The sequence below is a fragment of the Chloroflexus sp. genome, from assembly GCF_034432675.1.
In the GTDB taxonomy this organism is placed as follows: Bacteria; Chloroflexota; Chloroflexia; order Chloroflexales; family Chloroflexaceae; genus Chloroflexus.
Window position 1 is genome coordinate 1 of record NZ_DAOUBI010000084.1, and the last position, 19,525, is coordinate 19,525.

The window sequence follows — 19,525 nt, forward strand, 5'->3', positions numbered from 1 at the left end:
TGCGAAGTGCGTGGCAGCGCCGTTTGGGTCAGGTGATAGACGCTGCGCACAACGTTGCCAGAACGGCTTGCTCGCGTGTTCAGAAACTATTGTTACCACATCTCATCAATGTGTGCAACAGAGCATCTGAAAAGCATTACCATCATGGGCTGGCGACTCTGTCAAACCATGAGGCTCATCACATCACGTAGATCAAGATACGTTCACCAAAATAAAAACGGGCAACTGCAACCAATTGCCCGTTACCTCTATGCTTGTTCCCACTAAAACTGGCCGGCAAAATGGCAGGACACCCAGTGACCTTTGCGCTTCTCTTCAAACACCGGCTCTTGCTCTTTACAGATACTTTTCGCAATCCAGCAGCGGGGGTGGAAGCGGCAACCGCTAGGTGGATTGATTGGGCTTGGCACATCACCCTGCAACACAATCCGTTCGCGCTTGGCAAACGGATTGGGATTCGGAATCGCTGAAATGAGGGCTTTGGTGTAAGGATGGAGCGGTTCGCGGAACAGCTCGTCACTGGTTGTCAATTCAACCATCTTACCAAGATACATCACGCCCACGCGATCCGAGATATGCTCGACCACGGCCAGGTTGTGTGCAATAAAGAGGTAGGTCAGGCCAAATTCGCGCTGAAGCGAACGCAAGAGATTGAGCACCTGCGACTGGATGGACACATCGAGTGCAGAGACCGGCTCGTCACATACGATAAGCTTTGGCTCCATAATCAAAGCACGGGCAATACCGATGCGCTGCCGCTGCCCACCGGAAAATTCGTGCGGAAAGCGACTCATATGCGATGCACTCAGTCCAACCTTCGCGAGCACCTCACGCACCCGTTCTCGCCGTTCAGCGGGAGTGCCAATTCCGTGTATCACCAATCCTTCAGCTACACTCTCACCAATCGTGATCCGCGGGTCGAGTGAAGCATACGGATCCTGAAAAATGATCTGCATATCCCGGCGCAGGGCTTTCATCGTTCGGCCACTGGCCCGCATCACATCCTGACCTTCAAAAATTACTTCTCCCGCCGTCGCACGTTCGAGACGCAGCACAGTACGGCCGGTCGTGGTCTTGCCACAGCCGCTCTCACCGACCAGCCCCAGCGTCTCACCACGTTTAACGGTAAAACTCACATCATCAACTGCCCGAACTTCAGCAACCGTTCGGCGTAGAAATCCCCCCTTGATGGGGAAGTACTTCTTGAGGTTACGTACCTCAAGCAAGGTATCATTTGCCAGTTGTAGTACCGGAGTAGTCATGCTCATACTCCATATATCGCACGTCAGATAGCAGACCTTCGCCTGCCATCATACTCATTCATACAGCCAGCAGCGCACCCGTCGGTTAGCACCCAACTCTACCATTGGTGGCGGTTGATCACATTTCTCAAACCGCTTGCTACAACGTGAAGCAAACCGACAGCCCTTTGGTGGATTAATCAGACTTGGCACCGTACCGGGAATGACCTCGAGCTCTTCCCTGGTATCACCAAGCACCGGCATCGAATTAAGCAAACCTCTGGTGTACGGATGCTTCGGGTCGCTAAAGAGTGATTGCACATCAGCGTACTCTACGACCTGACCGGCGTACATGACCACGACGCTATCGGCCATTTCTGCAATGACACCCATATCGTGGGTAATCAGCATAATGGCCGTTTCGATCTTTTCACGCAGCTCACGCATGAGATCGAGAATCTGCGCCTGAATAGTAACATCGAGCGCAGTCGTGGGTTCATCAGCGATCAACAACTCAGGATTGCACGCCAGCGCCATAGCAATCATCACCCGCTGGCATTGACCACCCGACAGTTCGTGGGGATACTGACGCATGCGGCGCTGCGGATCGGGCAAACCAACCATCGACAGCAATTCAATGCAGCGTTTGGCTGCCTCTTCACCCTTAAGACCCTGATGAATTTCCAGGGTCTCGATAATTTGATCGCCAATCCGAAACACCGGATTCAACGCCGTCGTCGGCTGCTGGAAGATCATCGCGATGCGATCACCACGAATTTTACGCATCGCTTCCGCATCAAGCGCCAGCAGATCGGTACCATCGAAAATAATTTTCCCCTCGACAATCCGACCAGGTGGGCTGACCAGACGCAAAATGGAGAGCGACGTCACACTCTTGCCAGAGCCCGACTCACCGACAATCCCCAGCGTCTCGCCACGGCGTAGCGTGAAATCAACGCCATCTACTGCCTGGACAACGCCTTCTTCTGTAAAGAAATAGGTTTTCAAACCTTCCACACGTAGCAATTCGGTGCCACGGCGGGTAATTGGGCGCTCTGCACCCGCTACAACACGAGACTCGGTTGCCACAGTTGCTCCGTATCTTTATTCCTCAAGCGTTTGCGCCGTGTTCCCTAGCCGCGTTGACGCGGATCGAGCGCATCACGCAACCCATCACCAATATAGTTGATTGCAATCGAGGCAATCAGAATCGGGAGTGCCGGAATCAGCGGCATCCATGGATATTGAAACATATAGCTCTGGGCATAGCCCAGCATATTGCCCCAGGTTGGCGTCGGGTCTTGAATACCAAAGCCCAGAAAACTGAGCGCCGATTCTGCCACCAGCGTGCCGTTGACGCCAAGAGTAAAGTCAACAATCATCGGTGGCAGGGCATTGGGGAAGACGTGGCGAAACAGGATGCGCACATTACTGGCGCCCAAAGCACGCGCCGACTCGATATAGACATTCTCGCGTACCGAGAGCACCATACCGCGCATCAAACGGGCTGTTCCCGTCCACCCGAAAAAGGCCAGCACCATAATCACGGCAATGATAATGCGAGCTTCCCGTTCTGAGACGGCAAACACAAAGGCCAGAAATGATGCCAGCCAGTCAGGGATTGGAATAGCATTGATATTCTGCACCAGAATTGAGGCCAGAATAAGCAGGAGCAGCAGCGTAGGGAACGTGGCCACGATTTCGAGAAAACGGCTGATGAGCGTATCAACCCAGCCACCGAAATAACCGGCCAGCATCCCCAACAAAATACCGATAGTCGAGGCAACAGCGGTAGCCAGGAAGGCCGTACCGAGCGACACCCGTGATGCGTAGAGCAGACGAGTGGCATAATCGCGGCCCAGGTGATCGGTGCCAAGAATGTGGACACCGCCATCAGCGTCAACACCCATCGGTGTCAGGAAACGACCACTGAGATTAGGCTCATCGCGTGGATAGGGAGCAATTAACGGCGCTATCGCCGACAACAGAAATAACACTGTCAGGAGGCCGACACAAAACATAGCCAGACGGTGGCGGCGAAAACGGCGAAAGACAATCGCCCATTGCCCCTCCGACCGTCGGGGTGCGGCCTCTTCAAGCGGCACGGCAGTCGTGCTGGTGGCCATCAAACCTCTCCTCGTGAAATGCTTGCATACGACCGGCGCCATTGTCGGTCGCTATATCATAATGATAACGCACTTTATGTCAGTCGAATACGCGGATCAACAACCGTGTATAGAATATCCGTGATCAGAATACCGATCAGTAACAGCACAACATTAATGATGAGCAGTGCCATTACCACATTATAATCATTGCGACCGAGGGCATCAATAAACAGACGGCCAATACCCGGCCAGTTAAACACGGTTTCGGTAATCAGAGCACCACTGAAGAGTGCAACCAGAATACCGGCCAGCAGAGTCACAAACGGAATCAATGAATTACGCAGCGCGTGCTTCAAAATCACAACCCGCTCAGCAACCCCTTTGGCACGTGCGGTACGCACATAATCGAGGCTTAGCACCTCTAACATACTACCGCGTACAAAACGGCTCCAGCCGGCGATATTGATAAAGGTCAGCACACCGCACGGCATCAGGAAGCGCAAAAATCGATCCAGGAAAGAACCGGCTTCCACCGTACCAAGTAGTGGAACCGTATAATCACGCACACCAACGGCATCACCGGGTGGCAGATAGGGCAAGCCGGCATTCTTTGCCAGCACCGAGAAGAGCAAAATAGCAAAGATACCGAACACAAAACTCGGCAGTGAAGCACCAATAAAGGCAAGCGTCGTCATGATGTAGTCAAATCGAGAATACTGACGTACCGCCGAGTAGACCCCAATAGGAACAGCGATCAATATTGACAGCAGAATCGATGCCCCCATCAGATAGAGCGTATAGGGAAGACGAGTCATGATCAGGTCAGTTACCGGTCGGCCTCGCAACATGACCTGCGAAATACCAAAATCACCGAAGATGATGCCCCGACTCACCTTGCGACCTTCGAGATCTGCCATCGTCACCGGTACTTCACACCCTTCTTCAACTACCTCCACCCGGCCATCGGGATAGCGCAGACGCACCTGCCCTGGCACAGCACAACCCACCTGCCAATCGGCGCCCAGGCCACCGGGCAATGGCCCAGCCGGCCAGCCGATTAACCAGCGTGTGAAGCGAAATGGCAAATAGATATCTAATTCAAAACGCTCGCGCACACGGCGAATATCATCTTCTGAAATACGATTTTGACCGGCATTCTGGCGTTCAGCCAGTAACTGATCAATCGGCCCTCCAGGCACCAGATATAGCATGCCATAGGCACAGATTGCAGCTACTAATGCCACTAAAAACATTTGTAGAAAACGGCGGGCAAGATAACCTGCCATAGTTATGCTCCTCAGCAATGGGAAATGACCGATCGCGATTTACAGCGTGAGGTCAGCGCTACAAAGACAGAAGAGGCGGCGATGGGCGGTTCTGCCCATCGCCGTGCCGTTTACCGGCAAACTGAACCTACTTTACTTGGTGAAGAGGTTCATATCAATGTGCTCCCAAGTCGGGCTGGCAACCACAAAGGCCTGGATTTCACCGCGGTTACCGGCTTCGATCACGGTCTGTACCTCAGCACCGGCACCTAGGGTCTCGCTGCCCAGCACATCAACTTCACCGGTCAACAACTGCGCCACGGCCTGATTGGTATCGGCAATGAACTTGACGATGACCGTCTTGATCTTGACCTCACCCTTGTAGTAGTTCGGGTTGGCCTCGAAGGTCATGCTCTGGCCCTTGACCCACTCCTTGAGCACGTAGGGGCCATTGCTCAGCGGGCGCTCGATGATTTCGGGCAGGGTCTGCCACTCCGCTGCCGGCACATCGGCCAGCCGGCGACCATCGCTCAGCACCTGGTGCGACGGATAGGCACCCAGGCCAGCGCCAGCGAAGTAGGTCGGCCACTGCACACCGGGGTGGAAGGTGACGGTGTACTCGGTGTCACTGGTGAAATCGATCTTGGCAATCGAGTTGCAGTAGGTCAACGAAACTGCACCCGACTCAGGATCACAGTTGATCTTATACGCCAGCTCGAAGTCAGCCTTCTTGAGCGGCTCACCGTCTTCCCAGGTGATACCTGAGATCCACTTGTCGGTCACGGTCAGTTGCTTCATCGTGACCGTGCCACCCTCGTAGGTAATCGTCTCGCCAGCGGCGTTCACAATCTCAACACCAGGTGCCAACGGCACAGCTTCACCATCGGTATTCCAGACGGTGTCACCCTCTTTTACTTCGACATCAACATTCGTCGCCCGACCGCTCTCGATGGTGGAAAGCCCATCAAGCCCAACCGGCTGATAGTCATAATCGTATGTAGTGGTAGCCGGAACACCAAGGAGACCCGCAGCTACCCGCTGCACTGCTGCGCTCTCGATCAGGCTCCACATCGTCTGTGGCTCCTGAGTAAAGCCGAGCACCAGCGTATCACCACCATCGGTCAGCTCCCATTCATCGGCATTTGCCGTGTAGTATTCAGTGGGATTCGGCTTGAAGTTCACCAGCCGGTTACTGGCTGCATAAGCCTCAAGGCGATTAAAGAGCGGCAAGCTTACCATATCCTTGGTGAACTCTTCCTGAACAATGGCATACTGACGGATACGCTCAGCGCGGTCGAGCGTATTGTTGGCAGCAATAATAGCTCGGCTTGCCCGCTCGTTACACCAACCCATGTAGTTCTGGCCTTCCCAATTGTTGGAAGGCAGTGGAATCTGATTACAGGCGTAAAGGGTCTGACCACCCGGATCGGCCTGACCAACCCAGGCGAAGGCACCCAGCTCGAAGTCGCGGCGGCTCAGACCAGTGCTGCTGCCGAACCACCAGGAAGCTGGAGCATAGGTCGGAATAATCTGGATACCACAGGCTCCCATCTGGCGGATAAACACTGCCGACCAGGTCTGGCGAAACTGAGCATTGGTGGTCGTAAAGCTCAGTGACAGCGGCTCACCGTTGGCATTTCTGCGAATTGGCTCACCTGTCCAGCCGGCCTCTTCGAGCAGCGCCTTACCCTTTTCGGGATCAAACGGGTAAACGGTAATATTCTCCTTCGCTGCCGCCCAGTGCGCCTTGGGCAGGAAGGTGTCCATGAGCAGGTTCTGCTGCTGCTCTGGAGTCAGGAATGGATAAACCGAAGCAATCAGCTCAGGACGGTTGGTGCAGTAAGCGATTGCCTGGCGTACCCGCAGATCGCTCAGAATGGGGTGCGGTGTGGTGTACTGCTCAGCCGCAACCTCCTCCGTCACCACAACAGTCTCGACAACTGTTTCGCGTACCGGCTCTGCCGTCTGCACGACCACAACTGTCTCACGAATCACCTGTGGTTGAGCAGCACCACCACCACAAGCTGCCAGAATCGGAATAACCATCGTCATTGCCATCAGAGCGGCAACAACTCGCTTGGTAAAACCAGCCATCTGTCTGTGTCCTCCTTAACACTTGAGGGCAATAACATCAACGACTTCCAGCCTTTTACGTATGCTCAAACAGTCGGGCCGCGCCATTGCGTTTGTTCTGCGCCGCATCACCCCCTTTCCAGTGCCCACACGCTGTCTGTCCGATTGCACTATCAACCCACAAATAAGCTGAGGTTGAGACAATACAAACCTGTATTTGTGGACGAAATCGCATGAGGCGTGGTGCGACGGCGACTGTTTAAGAACCGCGAGAGACTGTACATCGTTAGGCGGGATTATACCCGTTGTGATGGTTACTGTCAACTGAAAAATACCCCGATTCTCAGAAAATTAGTTCAGAAACGTTTGACTTGCGCGTCATTATCGAGCGTGTTATGATCGATGTGCCGATATGAACGTATTTGCGGAGAGTTATGGTCTCAGCAGCTACCCACCCATTCATTCTGGCTTCAGCATCACCACGCCGACGTGAATTACTGGCCCGGCTTGGTGTTTCTTACCATTGTGTAGTCAGTCAGGCTGAAGAGCAGCCGATGCTCCCACCGGCAGAGTTATTGAGTCATCTACCATCATTGCCCATCCCGTTACCGATAGAATCTCACCCAACGCTAGTCGCCTGGCGCAAGGCTAGTGATATTGCCAACCAACACCCCGATGCCATTGTGCTTGCTGCCGATACCGAAGTAGCAATTGATGGGATGGTCTTGGGAAAGCCTCGCGATGAAGCACACGCGCAGGAGATGCTTCGCCGGTTGGTTGGACGGGTACATACTGTGCTCACCGGGCTTTGTATTGTGAGGCCGCCTTCAGTTCATACGAGCGGTTTTCTCTATGATGGGAAACGAGTCCTCTTCGATCTTGTGGCCAGTCAGGTTCACATGCGACCATTAAGTGACGAGCAGATCGCTGCGTATGTTGCCCAGGGTGAGTCGCTGGATAAAGCCGGTGGCTACGGTTTGCAAAGTGGTGGTGGGGCACTCATTACCAGGATTGAAGGAAGTTACACCAATGTGGTAGGATTACCCTTACCGGCAGTGGCCCGGCTCTTGCGCGCTGTCGGCATTGAACCACCCGTTGACCCGATGAAAGCATACGACGAATGGCTACGCAGTCAGGGAAAGGAACCGGCACCATGGCCAACCCAACCGTAAAGCTGTTGATCGTCGATGACCATCCACTCTTCCGGCAAGGAGTGCGGTGGGCACTATCGAATGAACCGGGCATTCAGATTGTTGGTCAAGCAGCCAATGGCGAAGAGGCATTGCGCTGGTTGGCCCAGGTTGATGCCGGTTCTGAGCCAAATGTGATGCTGGTTGATTTGAATTTGCCGGGAATGAGTGGGTTGGAGTTGACACGCCAGATTCGCCGACAGTACACGAGTATCGCTGTGGTGATGCTGAGCATGCACGAGAATGATGAGGCAGCCTTTAATGCTTTGCGTGCCGGTGCTGCTGCCTATCGCTCGAAGGATATTAAACCTGCTGCCCTGGCCGATATCCTGCGACGCGTAGCCCATGGCGAATATGTGATTAACGATGTCTTGTTGGAAGAGCCACGGGTGGCAAGTCGCATTCTGTCGCAATTTCGCAATTTGCCCGAAGTGCAGATGTTGGTCGGTGATCCGTCGATACAGGTCTTCACGCCACTCAGTGAGCGCGAGATCGAAGTGCTCGAACGAATCGCAGCCGGTAACAGCAATAAAGAGATTGCTGACGCCCTGGGGATCAGTACACAAACGGTGAAGAATCATATCTCCTCAATCCTGCGCAAGCTGTCGCTCAATGATCGCACCCAGGCGGTGATTTTTGCGCTGCGCCGCGGCTGGATCGAGACGCCGCAGCAGATTCAACCCGGTTCCGGCGAGGAAGATTGATGGTGTCAAGCCCGAAACCTGATACTCCTGAGTGGGTCGTCGCCCTTGCAAGTACGCTGGTTCAGTGCATCCGCACCAGGTGCAGCGCCAGGACGACGATGCGGTAGCAGATCACGCTTTTGCTGCTCTCAGCGGAGATGTAAGCCACGCCCCACCCCAACCCCCGGAATCACCGATGCAGAATGTCTCCGCTGTCGTGCGCCGACTCAGGCTTACGCAACCCCATTGGGAACGGGAGTGAACGCAGTCGGGTTCGGTATGGCGTGTGGTTCCAGGTGATGGACGAGCCTCTGGCTCGCGCTCCCAGGGGCATGCCCTATCTTATGCATAGAGGTATGGCGCCAGAGAGATGAAGCGTGTTGTGCCAATTCCTGCTCAACAATGTACATCGTTCAGGCATGCCACCAGCGCGAGTAGGGGCGACGCATGCGTCGCCCCTACTGTCAGGTGTGATAGCAAGCGTGAATGTGTACGGCTGATCCTATCCCAACGAGCCATTGACTTTCTGCAGAAAACGTGCAACCAGGCCGGGGAGATTCGCCAGGGTACCGGTACGTACCCGCGTGGGTGGCAGTGAGTCGAGGAATTGCTGGCCGTATTTTTTGGTCAGTAACCGGCGATCAAGCACGACAACAATGCCTCTATCCTCACGTGAACGGATCAGGCGCCCAAACCCTTGTTTGAAGCGCAGAATGCTCTGCGGGACGCTGTATTCGTTGAACGGGTCGGTAAACAGTTCGCTCCGTGCGGCTACAATCGGATCGGTCGGTACCGCAAACGGCAATTTGGTAATGACCAATACCGACAGAGCATCACCAACGACATCAACCCCTTCCCAAAAGCTGTTGGTGCCGAGCAACACCGAACGCGGAAATTCTTTCAGGCGATCAACCAGTGCTTTGCGCGAACCATCAATACCCTGCGCCATGACGCCAATACCGTGATCTTCCAGAACTTCTTGAATGGCTGTGTAGGTCTGACGTAAGGCATTTGACGCAGTGAAGAGCGCGAGCATGCGTCCACCCGACGCAATTGCCAGATCGATGATCGCCTGCTCGATCATTGGCTGATAGCCACGCTGATTCGGCTCGGGAATGTCGTTGGGGATGTAGACTAATGCCTGCTGGGCGTAGTCAAACGGCGAATCGAGCATGAGTTCCTGACAATCTTCCAGCCCGATCCGACTCTTCACAAAATCGAAGGTGCCGGCAATGCTCAATGTCGCCGACGCGAGGATACTGGTCTGTTTTTGCGCGAAGAGCTGGCTCTGCAAAATCTCGGCAACACTAAGCGGTGCTGCGGTAAGGGTTAGCACATCCCGCTGGCGATCATAGGTCAGCCAGCAAATACTGTCATCATCACCAAAGATCACATGCCCGCTTCGCACCCGCGCATCGGTTGCGAAACGACGCAGCACCTCTGTCCGCAACAACAAATCGTCAAGATCACCCGCTGCTTCTTCCAGCTCGTGGAGCTGCTCTTCGATAACTGCTAATTCATTGCCGATTAAGGCCAGAATATCATTCAGGTTCTGCCAGGCCAGTTCAATCTCCTGCCATTCTGGACGCTGGCGTACTCCTTTGGTTAGACGCAGGCGGGTATCATACTGACCACCAGATTCAGGATCGAGCTGTACAAAGCGGGTGAGTAGATTGAAGCACTCATACACTGCCGTGCGGGCCCGGATCAAAGACGGACGCATCCGCTCAATCGCAGCCGTAATTCGTTCACCGGCGGCACCGCCACCGCTAATCTCGCTGAGCACTGCCGGCAATTCACTGAGCAGACCACTCACGACCTGCGCACCACCGGTCTGGAACAGATCATCGAGAAACTTGAGTAAGCCGGCCTGGTCGAGATTAAAGCTAAGCTGATCGGTCGCAACGTCTTCGAGGTTGTGTGCTTCATCAATGACAAGATGATCGTAGGGTGGCAAGACCTTGGACGCTGCAGCCAGATCAGCGATCAGCAGGGCATGATTGACCACGACCAGATGTGCCGACTCGGCTGCACGACGGGCGCGGAAGAAGTAGCATTCGCGGAAATGTGGACAGCGCGCACCTGTGCAGGTCTCAACCGAGACATTCACTCGATTCCAGGCCGATTGCTCGCGATCAACCAGCGGCAGTTCGGTACGGTCGCCGCTGGTTGTGGTTGGCAACCAGAGTTGAATCTTCAACAACGCCCGCACTTCCTCGGTGGTCAGATTTTCCAGCCGACGTAGCTCGTGGTAGCGTTTGAGACAGAGATAATTGCTGCGACCTTTCAGGAGTGTGGCACGAAACGGGGGCAGACCGGCTGCGGCAAGAATGCGCTGTAAATCGGGAATATCCTTATTGTAGAGCTGATCTTGCAGATTGATGGTATTGGTCGAAATCACCACCCGCTCGCCGCGTTGTGCTGCATACAGTGTGGCCGGTACCAGATAGGCCATGCTCTTGCCGGTACCGGTGCCGGCTTCGACAATTAACGGCTCACTGTGATTGAAGGCCGTGGCAACTGCACGGGCCATCTCGATCTGCGGCGGACGTGGTTCGTAGCCGGGAAACGCTCGGCCAAACACGCCTTCCGGGCTGAAAAGATCAGCAATCTGGTCAAGATCAAGAGGCCGGGTATCGCCGGTAGGGCGCAGAGGGGGTAACTCAGGACTGCCGGTATCAGGTGCAGACGAGAACAGTGTTGGCTCAGAGCTGATTGTACCGGTTGACTGCTGGGTGAGAATTGGATCGCGAAAAGCATTGCGCGCCTTCTGCCGCAGCGCCTCTTCAAACAGATCGCGTAGCGGTGTGCCGATTTTACCCATCAAGCGAACCATTTCGCTCAACGTCGCCAGGTCAAGTTGCAGCATCCGCTCGCTCAGGATCGCAAACAGTCGTGCCGTCACTTCCGCATCATTGAGCGCACGATGGGCATCAGGATGGGGAATACCAAGGTGAGCAGCCAGTGCCGAGAGTTTGTAGCTACTGACCTGGGGCAAAAGGAGCGTAGCCAGTTCAAAAGTATCGTAGACGGGCTGATTAAACTGCATCCCCTGGGCACGCAACATCGTTAGATCGAAGCCTATCGAGTGCCCGACAATTGGCCGGTTCCCGATAAAGCGGGCTAGATCAGCACCGATCTCATTAAAACGGGGGGCCTGTGCCAGCGCCGCCGGATCGATCCCGGTCAGACGGGTAATCTTGAGCGGTACTGCCTGCCGGGGACGTACCAGTTGCTCGAAACGATCGAGAATCTCGTACCCGCGGAAGGTTACGGCAGCGACTTCAATAATTTCATCGAGACCACTCTGCAACCCGGTGGTCTCGACATCAATAGCAACGTAAATGCGATTATTCATGCTCTCTTTGCCGGCGAGTTACAGTGTCTTTCTGCTTTTGATCCAGCCTGATGACTCACAATACGGCTATGGAGATGCCGTCGTCAAGTCAATCGTTATCTGGCCCATTCCACCCGCTTAGCGGTGTCATAGATCGTTGCCAATCGGCACGAGACAATTGTACCACGCTGTTGCGTAAGCTTCGCTACCAGACAACACTCTGGCAGTGATATATACTCATCAGGTTGGCAGAGCCATGCCAGCGCACTGATCATCGGTTGTCGCAGACGCACTGATCGGTTCAGTGCCGTCGCACACACGTAGTACCAGGGTGGTAGGTGGTGTGCGAGATACGCCGGTGCCGGATGCTTCCCGCTGTCGCGAGTCGGTGCAGGTGGGAAGTGCGCCTCCGGCGTGCGCTCCCAGACATGCGACCCGCCTCCACCCTCGCTCGCCCCCGCTGAGGTCGGGCCTCACCGATGCCGGATGGCCCCTGAGCGCATCGGAGGTGCGCACTCCCAGGTATGCGACCTATCCCCCACTCTCACCCACCCCCAACGCGCTATGCATTACTCATAAGTCGGCTACTGCACAACTCGGATGCGGGAGCAGGTCATGGGTGGAGGCCGGCGAGTCAGCCGGTTACAACCCTGCCTCAATTCGTGGAAGCCCCTGCGGGGCTTGCCTGCTGACGGGGAGCAGGTGCCAGGCGCTCACATGGATAGCCCCAGCGGGACTGCCTCGTCGTGAGGGGGTGCGTCAGACCGCACGACCAAATTGGTGGGTTGGGGGAAACGGAGGATGGGACAGGCATCCACCCTGCGCACCAGCGGCCATGGCGAGCACCTGACGAGGTGGTGGGAATGCCTGCAACGCAGGCTGGCAGCCCGCGCCACAGGAGTCCTGCACCACAGGAACGGTCTCGCTGTCGTACTTATACCAACGCAGGATGCCGAAGAGCGCCTGACCACATGGTGTACGTGACTCACGATACGCCGTGTCCCGCACGAGGTACTATGAGGGGTCATACCGGCTGCTGGGTGACATGTGGGTAATGCATAGCAGCGGGGGGAGGTTGGGAGGGGGCAGACGTGAGGTGGACGAGAGCCGTATGGAGTACGCCCGTCGCCGCTCTCCCGCTTCTCGCCGCAGGTGGGAGAGGAGCGGAGCTGAGGGTGAGGTGAGGGGGTGCGAGCACCCGCTCCTCGCGACTTACACCATATTCGATATAACGTCTGGACTACACGAGACACAAACAACAACGCGGCAGCGCCGGCTGCCGCGTGCTAATGCTCAGACAGTGAGACAATTAGCTTCCCGGGGGAAATATCGAACGTGATGACGAAGGTAGTGACTGCGGATTGGGTGTGTCGTGTCCTGACGGCAGATGATTATTCCCGTTAATCGACAATGTTGGTGGTTCGGGTCGTGGCGGTACCGGATCAGGCTTCGGTGTCATTGCTGCTTTGCGGGTTGGTGCCATTGGATCAGGTTGCTTAAGGAAATCCAGCAGAATGGTATGGAACTGGTCCGCTTCATCAACAAACGGAAAATGACGGCTCCGTTCCATACGAATGACCTGCGCCATTGGGACGTGGATGAAGAGCTGAAGCTGGTTGGGATTCACAATCTCATCGCGAGCACCGTGGACAATTAATGCCGGAACCAGCAACCGATCCAGCAAAGGGGTAAGATCGGTGCGCCACATCGAGTGGATCGCAGCCCGAATCGTGTCGGCAGTTGATTTGGTGCTATCTTCAAATACTTCGTCAACTTCGGGATCGAGAGAGTCGCCGAAGAAAAACCGGAACAGTGATCGACGCAGCCAGGGCCGGCGGGCGAAAAATTCGGCGAAGAAGGGACGATCCACGAGTTTTAGCATCCACGAGAGCGAGTTGCCGTTAATGGGTGCACCTACCGTAGCGACTCGTACTACCCGTCCAGGATGGTCGAGTGCCGTTTTCAACGCAACCATGCCACCCATTGAATGCCCAACCAGCGCTGCCCGGTCAATCCCCATGGCATCAAGAAAGCGGATAACCTGGTTGGAATAGCCTTGGATCGTGGGCATTTCGTTCGTGCGCGAATCACCAAATCCCCAAAAATCAAACGAATAGGTGCGGAAATGCTGGGCAACGATCTCCATCGAGGTATACCAGTAGCGCCAGCTTCCTAACCAGCCGTGGAGGAAGACGACCGGCTTGCCGCGACCAAACACTTCGTAGTGAACCCGTTGGTTGTCGATAACAATGATGCTCATGCTGGCCTCGCCGTTGAGGAAGCGCCGACCGCACGGGCGCGCAGTTGAGCCACGCTAGTTTCGCGCTCGTGGAGAGATCGGCGTAACCGCCACTGTAGTGTTGCAATATCTTCAGAAATGCTGCGCAGATGGGCCATCTCTTGTTCAAGTTCTTCCAGCAAAGTACGCGCTTGCAGGCCAACCGACACGTTTGTCCGCTCGGCGGATAAGGCTGCCATGCGCTCCTGGATAGCAGCAAGCAGGCTGAGCAGGTTGGCCCAAGACTCGTTGTCGTATACGTCTTGCTGACGTTGCTGCTGCCCACGCGCTTCGATCCAGCGTTGTATCTGCTGTTGGAGAGCGGTGATCCGTTCTTCCAACTGCCGGATCGCCTGTACATCAATATCGACGGCTAATCGCTGTTGTGGCGATGTCGTCAGTTGCGTGAGCTGCTGTTGCAGGCTGGTGATCGCCGAGCTGAGCTGGGACTGACGCTGCGTAACCGCTTCCTGTTCGTTGAGCATGTCGAGGAGCATCGTGCGCAACTGTTCAGCCTCTCTGGCACTACGTCCGGCCTGTTGCTGCAAAAGGTGCGGCACATACCAGAGCAGGATGAAGAGAAGAGTGATGATGGCGATGCCAAGGGCGACAAAGAGTGCAGTCATAGCAATCCTCCTGATCTCTACCCGTAGTATATCGATAAGATAGAGCCAGGGGCCAGATCAATGGATGACATATCGATTACGTGCCCAAACGATCCTGTCGTGACCGGCCAGATCACGTTCTATACCGGTTTCTGCCATCGGCAACGCCTGACGTAGTAAGTGTACCACAGATGCAGCCTGGGTTGAACCGATTTCCAGCAAGATCGCCCCGTTGAGTTTGAGACAGGTCGGAGCAGCAGCGATCAGGCGTCGGTAGCAGTCGAGGCCATCGCTGCCGCCATCTAGAGCAAGGTGTGGTTCGTGACGGTAGACTCCTTCATCGATGTCAGACAGAATGGTGTATGGTGGGTTGCTGACCAGCAGATCGACCGGGCCGGGGAGTGGCGTGCAGAGATCGCCATCAAGCAGCCTGATCCGGTTATCGAGTTGATAGCGGGTAACGTTGATGGCGGCTACTGCCAGCGCATCAGGACTGATGTCAACGCCGTAGATCAGGGCGTGCGGCAGGTGCATAGCCAGTGCAATTGCAATAGCACCGCTACCGGTGCCGATGTCGGCAATGATCAGTGGGGTGTGGTTGAAGCGTTGCGCTTCCTTGAGAGTCAGTTCGACCAGCAACTCGGTTTCCGGGCGCGGGATGAGCACGCGACGGTCAACGAACAGATCAAGGCCAAAGAACTCGCGATGGCCGATGAGGTACGCAACCGGCTCACGGTTAGCCCGACGTTCGATCAAGGTGTTGAAGGCCATCTCTTGCTCTGGCGTCAGGACATGATCCCGTTCAGCAACTACTTTTGCCCGCGACCAGCCGAGAATGTGGGCAAGCAAGAGTTCGGCATCAAGCCGGGCGGTCGGCGAGATGGTTCGCAATTGGGTGATTGCGTACTGAATGGCTTGTTGGATCGTCATAAGGTTGTTGTAGGTTAGAACTTACCTCAGAAAGCTGTGCTGTCGTGCTACCCAACCATCGCATTGGCGCATAAACGCATGCGGCACCAACGACAGTATACCTTGCTCCCGGCCCGTCGGTATGGAAACGAGGAGGCTGACGACCATCTCTAATGCCATCAACTCGCTGAATTGGTTGCCTTGCCCGCTCGTCATGCGTGTGTCGCGACGTTTGGCGTGCAGCATCATGGCTACCGTACGCCACACCACGCGCCACGGGCAATCTGCTCCAAAACGTGATTCCTCAGCGTGGAGTAGGGGCGGGTTCTAAACCCGCTCCTACCGAACCCATATCTACCGAACCCGCCCCTACCAAACCCACATTTACCGAACCCGCCCCTACCGAACCCGCCCCTACACGCCCATTCCCTATCATACAGGAGATACCCCCGGATCGTCGCGCAAGGGACGACTGGTCACGGTACTGCATACCCGGTGACGGGCAGTGATGCCCATATCAATCAAGATGCGCTATCACACCAGATTTGACATAAAGCATCATGGAGAGATGCAAAAGGGACGAATCATACGTCGCCCCTCTCGTGGAATCCCTTTTTGTGAGGTGTACGATACTCGTCGATCACATCCCCACAATGCCCATCCCACCACGTCCGGCGCGTCGAATCCGCTCGATGGTTGACCAGCCTGGGGGTACCGGTACACGGGTGGGTTGCATTCCCTGAGCGATGAGCCGCATCGAGTCGCGCCAGCGCGTCGGCAGGGTTACGGGCTGCTCACTTGTCTGGGCAGCCTCTTCCGTCAGGATGACCATGATCGCTGCCACTGCGGCTGCGGCCTCTTCTGCGGTTGGCGTACCGGTGGTTGTGATCTGCATCGACATGCTCCTTCATCGTCTGAGGTTCGCTTAACGTGTCAATAAACGTTGTACCATTGCGCACTGGGCTGCCAGTTCGCGCTCTGCCGGTAACGGCGGTAAGACGTATTGGGAGCCGTACCGTCGGCGGAGGGCCAGCTCAATCAGGTGATCGGTCAGTTGGGGGTTTTTGGGCAACAGTGCGCCATGGAGGTAACAACCAAAGGTATTACGATAAACTGCCCCCCCTTTGCGATCCTGGCCATTGTCGCCGTAGCCGACCAGTACTCTGCCCAATGACTTGACGCCGGAGCCATGAAAGGTACGGCCACTGTGGTTCTCAAAGCCAACCAACTGCCACGGCTCTGCCCCCAAATGCACTTCGATCACAATGTTGCCGATCATCCGCTGTTTGCCGGCTATGGTATGGACATCGAGCACACCCAGACCGGGTAGACGTTCACCGGTATGGGTCAAAAAGTAGTGACCGAGCAACTGATAGCCACCACAGATCGCCAGCACTACCAGGTCAGCTTCGATAGCTGCCCGCAACCCTGGACCCTGCCGTTCAATCAGATCGCCTGTAATCAAAGCCTGCCCGCTATCCTGTCCGCCACCGAAGAAGGCCAGATCGACGGTTTGCCAGTCAATTATGTCGCCGGGATTGACCGGAACAATGTCCAGATTAATACCACGCCGCTGACAACGTTGACGCAACGCGATCACATTGCCGCGGTCGCCATACACATTCATGTGTTCCGGATAGAGATGGGCCAAACGCAGGGTTTGGTTCATACGTTCATGCTCTCACCAGATAATCACCTTCGCCAATCCAGGTATAGGTCGTCAATTCCTGTAACCCCATCGGGCCACGCGCATGCAGGCGATTGGTTGAAATGGCCACCTCGGCACCCAGACCAAACTGACCACCATCGTTGAAGCGCGTGCTGGCATTGACAAAGACAGCAGTGGCATCAACTTCACGGGTAAAGCGCTCAGCACTGATCGGATCGCCGGTCAGAATGGCTTCGGAATGACCGCCGTACAGGGCGATATGATCGAGTGCTTCATCGATGCTGCCCACAATCTTGACCGCAGCGATCAAGGCTAGAAACTCGCAGCCAAAATCGTTTGGGCTGGCCGGTTTCAGGTTCCAGGCTTCATGCCCAGGCGCATCGGTGAGAATTGCCAGGGCTTCAAGATCACAGCGCAACTCCACGCCGTGCTGAGCAAGAGCAGCAGCTACGAGTGGCAGAAAGGTCGGTGCCGCCTCCCGATGCACCAGAAGTGTGTCAAGTGCATTGCAGGCTCCCGGACGCTGCACCTTAGCATTGACAATCACCGGTACAGCGCGGGCGAAGTCGGCACTCGGCTCAACGTAGATATGGCTGACCCCCATTCCCCCAACAATCACCGGTACCGTTGCATTTTCAACACAGAAACGGTGCAGACTGGCACCGCCACGCGGAATGATCATATCAACATAGCGGTCGAGGCGCAATAATTGCCGCACCAGCTCACGGTCGGGATCGGTAATGCTTTGCACAGCAAACGACGGCAAGCCAGCCTGTTCCAACGCCAGCGCAATCACATCTGTTGTTGCCGCCACACTACGTGCAATGTCACTTCCACCACGCAAAACAACGGCATTACCGGCCTTCAGACAGAGCGACGCAATATCAACAGTCACATTTGGGCGGGCTTCGTAGATCGCACCGATCACCCCAATCGGCACCCGCCGTTTATAGAGGCGCAACCCGGACGGCAGTTCACGCCGATCAAAGATTTCACCAACCGGATCAGGCAAAGACGCCACTTGCCGACAATCGCCGGCAATCGCCGCCAGACGCGCCGGCGTCAGCAGCATGCGATCAACAATCGCTGGTGGCATCCCATTCTTTTCTGCATCGGCGACATCGGCAGCGTTGGCAGTCAGAATCTCATCTTGTCTCGCCAGCAGTCCATCAGCAATCGCGTACAGGGCTGCATTTTTCTGTTCGGTTGAAAGCTTCGCCAACGCCCGGGCCGCCGCCTTTGCCCGGCGTCCAATTGCTTCTAGATCAACCATCGTGCGATCCTCCCCGATCCTGCTCGTCATAGCGACGTCGTTCTGATTCCAGGTAGTCACGAGCGCGCTCGAAGCGGTCTGCCAGTTCACCGCGTTGATATGCCTGCCAGAGCAACCAGACCGCCGCCAGGGCCAGACTACCACCAATGATCATCAGCGGCAAGAGCGCTCCTATGAAGAGGTTAGATGTTGCGATAACCAGCATTGCGGCTGCACCGAGCGCAAATGCCCATCGGCGACACGATCCGACCGCACTGCGACGGAATTGATCGATTAAGAGCAGGCCGATGACGAGCGCAACAACAACGCGAATAAGCTCAGGACTCATACCTTGATCCTACGGTCTTCTGTTTTCAGCATTGTACCACGGACAACCCGCCCGGTGGTAAGCGCCGGGCTGATGTGTATGGGTATAGAATGAATGTGCTGGCGGCGATAGTATGAGGTCGCCTTTGTAAATGCCCGTTATAGCGACGCTCGTCGCCAATAGGCGAGAGTCCCCTGCGCTGAACAACATCCGTTCACCGAGCGGTTTGACCGTGATTGCACTCGTGTCACCAAGATTTTCCAATCTTGACCGACACTGTGGACGGGAACCAGCGATGACGGAAGGCGTCTCTAGCGTGCACTGGTTCAGCGTGGTCATACCAAATCCGAAAACCACAATGTATGTACATGAGAACCCGCTCCCCCGCAACCCGCCAGATGACCCCACGGATCGTACCGGAGAAGACGGATTGCTACGGATGGCCGCATATTCGGTGCCAGGTAGTGATGTACCCTATCACGCAAGGTTTAATATGCTAGAACCTATTTCATAAAAGCTGTACTGTCGCGTTCTCATAACCATCTCCGGTGCCATCACGCGCTGCATAGGTTGCCTTGATCGCTCAT

The 19,525-nt window shown here is 55.5% G+C and carries 15 protein-coding genes; 2 read left to right on the top strand and 13 right to left on the bottom strand.

The genetic code is table 11. The features are described 5' to 3' along the window. Nucleotides 1-263: 263 nt before the first annotated feature. From VAE55_RS06660 to VAE55_RS06680, 5 genes are all read right to left on the bottom strand, one after another. Nucleotides 264-1,262: a dipeptide ABC transporter ATP-binding protein gene (locus tag VAE55_RS06660; RefSeq protein ID WP_322815017.1), complete on the bottom strand. Its 999-nt coding sequence runs from the start codon at nucleotides 1,260-1,262 to the stop codon at nucleotides 264-266. A gap of 54 nt (nucleotides 1,263-1,316) precedes the next feature. Further along, nucleotides 1,317-2,330 carry an ABC transporter ATP-binding protein gene (locus VAE55_RS06665; RefSeq protein ID WP_322815018.1) on the bottom strand — a complete coding sequence of 338 codons (1,014 nt, stop codon included), beginning with the start codon at nucleotides 2,328-2,330 and terminating at the stop codon, nucleotides 1,317-1,319. A 44-nt stretch (nucleotides 2,331-2,374) separates the two neighbouring features. After that, on the bottom strand, nucleotides 2,375-3,367 hold the full coding sequence (locus VAE55_RS06670; protein WP_322815019.1) for an ABC transporter permease: 993 nt from the start codon (nucleotides 3,365-3,367) through the stop codon (nucleotides 2,375-2,377). 74 nt (nucleotides 3,368-3,441) lie between these two features. Continuing rightward, complete coding sequence (locus tag VAE55_RS06675; protein WP_322815020.1) at nucleotides 3,442-4,635, bottom strand: ABC transporter permease; 1,194 nt, start codon at nucleotides 4,633-4,635, stop codon at nucleotides 3,442-3,444. Between the two features lie 132 nt (nucleotides 4,636-4,767). Then, nucleotides 4,768-6,708 carry an ABC transporter substrate-binding protein gene (locus tag VAE55_RS06680; RefSeq protein ID WP_322815021.1) on the bottom strand — a complete coding sequence of 647 codons (1,941 nt, stop codon included), beginning with the start codon at nucleotides 6,706-6,708 and terminating at the stop codon, nucleotides 4,768-4,770. 413 nt (nucleotides 6,709-7,121) lie between these two features. Between VAE55_RS06680 and VAE55_RS06685 the strand changes: the two genes are divergently transcribed. Next, on the top strand, nucleotides 7,122-7,859 hold the full coding sequence (locus VAE55_RS06685; protein ID WP_322815022.1) for a Maf family protein: 738 nt from the start codon (nucleotides 7,122-7,124) through the stop codon (nucleotides 7,857-7,859). Next, complete coding sequence (locus VAE55_RS06690) at nucleotides 7,841-8,581, top strand: response regulator transcription factor (protein WP_322815023.1); 741 nt, start codon at nucleotides 7,841-7,843, stop codon at nucleotides 8,579-8,581. The genes VAE55_RS06685 and VAE55_RS06690 overlap by 19 nt, the downstream gene beginning before the upstream one ends. 481 nt (nucleotides 8,582-9,062) lie before the next feature. Here the strand turns inward: VAE55_RS06690 and VAE55_RS06695 are convergent, their stop codons facing one another. From VAE55_RS06695 to VAE55_RS06730, 8 genes are all read right to left on the bottom strand, one after another. Then, complete coding sequence (locus VAE55_RS06695) at nucleotides 9,063-11,918, bottom strand: helicase C-terminal domain-containing protein (RefSeq protein ID WP_322815024.1); 2,856 nt, start codon at nucleotides 11,916-11,918, stop codon at nucleotides 9,063-9,065. Between the two features lie 1,288 nt (nucleotides 11,919-13,206). Further along, on the bottom strand, nucleotides 13,207-14,157 hold the full coding sequence (locus VAE55_RS06700) for an alpha/beta hydrolase (RefSeq protein ID WP_322815025.1): 951 nt from the start codon (nucleotides 14,155-14,157) through the stop codon (nucleotides 13,207-13,209). After that, nucleotides 14,154-14,801 (bottom strand): hypothetical protein, encoded by a 648-nt coding sequence (locus tag VAE55_RS06705; protein WP_322815026.1) that lies wholly within the window; start codon nucleotides 14,799-14,801, stop codon nucleotides 14,154-14,156. Before VAE55_RS06705 ends, VAE55_RS06700 begins: the two co-directional genes overlap by 4 nt. A gap of 57 nt (nucleotides 14,802-14,858) precedes the next feature. Then, complete coding sequence (gene prmC / locus VAE55_RS06710) at nucleotides 14,859-15,710, bottom strand: peptide chain release factor N(5)-glutamine methyltransferase (RefSeq protein WP_322815027.1); 852 nt, start codon at nucleotides 15,708-15,710, stop codon at nucleotides 14,859-14,861. Between the two features lie 619 nt (nucleotides 15,711-16,329). Next, nucleotides 16,330-16,584, bottom strand: a complete 255-nt coding sequence (locus VAE55_RS06715) for a hypothetical protein (protein WP_322815028.1) — start codon at nucleotides 16,582-16,584, stop codon at nucleotides 16,330-16,332. 30 nt (nucleotides 16,585-16,614) lie between these two features. Further along, nucleotides 16,615-17,358: a glutamine amidotransferase gene (locus tag VAE55_RS06720; RefSeq protein ID WP_322815029.1), complete on the bottom strand. Its 744-nt coding sequence runs from the start codon at nucleotides 17,356-17,358 to the stop codon at nucleotides 16,615-16,617. A 4-nt stretch (nucleotides 17,359-17,362) separates the two neighbouring features. Beyond that, complete coding sequence (locus tag VAE55_RS06725) at nucleotides 17,363-18,631, bottom strand: glutamate-5-semialdehyde dehydrogenase (protein WP_322815030.1); 1,269 nt, start codon at nucleotides 18,629-18,631, stop codon at nucleotides 17,363-17,365. Then, the gene (locus tag VAE55_RS06730) at nucleotides 18,624-18,959 is read right to left on the bottom strand and encodes a hypothetical protein (protein WP_322815031.1); all 336 of its coding nucleotides are present in this window, start codon (nucleotides 18,957-18,959) and stop codon (nucleotides 18,624-18,626) included. The genes VAE55_RS06725 and VAE55_RS06730 overlap by 8 nt, the downstream gene beginning before the upstream one ends. Nucleotides 18,960-19,525: the final 566 nt, after the last annotated feature.

What these genes read in the sequence shown, in the direction of transcription:
- VAE55_RS06660 (WP_322815017.1), bottom strand. Translation starts at nt 1,262, where the DNA reads ATGACTACTCCGGTACTACAACTGGCAAATGATACCTTGCTTGAGGTA.
- VAE55_RS06670 (WP_322815019.1), bottom strand. Translation starts at nt 3,367, where the DNA reads ATGGCCACCAGCACGACTGCCGTGCCGCTTGAAGAGGCCGCACCCCGA.
- VAE55_RS06675 (WP_322815020.1), bottom strand. Translation starts at nt 4,635, where the DNA reads ATGGCAGGTTATCTTGCCCGCCGTTTTCTACAAATGTTTTTAGTGGCA.
- VAE55_RS06680 (WP_322815021.1), bottom strand. Translation starts at nt 6,708, where the DNA reads ATGGCTGGTTTTACCAAGCGAGTTGTTGCCGCTCTGATGGCAATGACG.
- VAE55_RS06685 (WP_322815022.1), top strand. Translation starts at nt 7,122, where the DNA reads ATGGTCTCAGCAGCTACCCACCCATTCATTCTGGCTTCAGCATCACCA.
- VAE55_RS06690 (WP_322815023.1), top strand. Translation starts at nt 7,841, where the DNA reads ATGGCCAACCCAACCGTAAAGCTGTTGATCGTCGATGACCATCCACTC.
- VAE55_RS06695 (WP_322815024.1), bottom strand. Translation starts at nt 11,918, where the DNA reads ATGAATAATCGCATTTACGTTGCTATTGATGTCGAGACCACCGGGTTG.
- VAE55_RS06700 (WP_322815025.1), bottom strand. Translation starts at nt 14,157, where the DNA reads ATGAGCATCATTGTTATCGACAACCAACGGGTTCACTACGAAGTGTTT.
- VAE55_RS06705 (WP_322815026.1), bottom strand. Translation starts at nt 14,801, where the DNA reads ATGACTGCACTCTTTGTCGCCCTTGGCATCGCCATCATCACTCTTCTC.
- prmC (WP_322815027.1), bottom strand. Translation starts at nt 15,710, where the DNA reads ATGACGATCCAACAAGCCATTCAGTACGCAATCACCCAATTGCGAACC.
- VAE55_RS06715 (WP_322815028.1), bottom strand. Translation starts at nt 16,584, where the DNA reads ATGCAGATCACAACCACCGGTACGCCAACCGCAGAAGAGGCCGCAGCC.
- VAE55_RS06720 (WP_322815029.1), bottom strand. Translation starts at nt 17,358, where the DNA reads ATGAACCAAACCCTGCGTTTGGCCCATCTCTATCCGGAACACATGAAT.
- VAE55_RS06725 (WP_322815030.1), bottom strand. Translation starts at nt 18,631, where the DNA reads ATGGTTGATCTAGAAGCAATTGGACGCCGGGCAAAGGCGGCGGCCCGG.
- VAE55_RS06730 (WP_322815031.1), bottom strand. Translation starts at nt 18,959, where the DNA reads ATGAGTCCTGAGCTTATTCGCGTTGTTGTTGCGCTCGTCATCGGCCTG.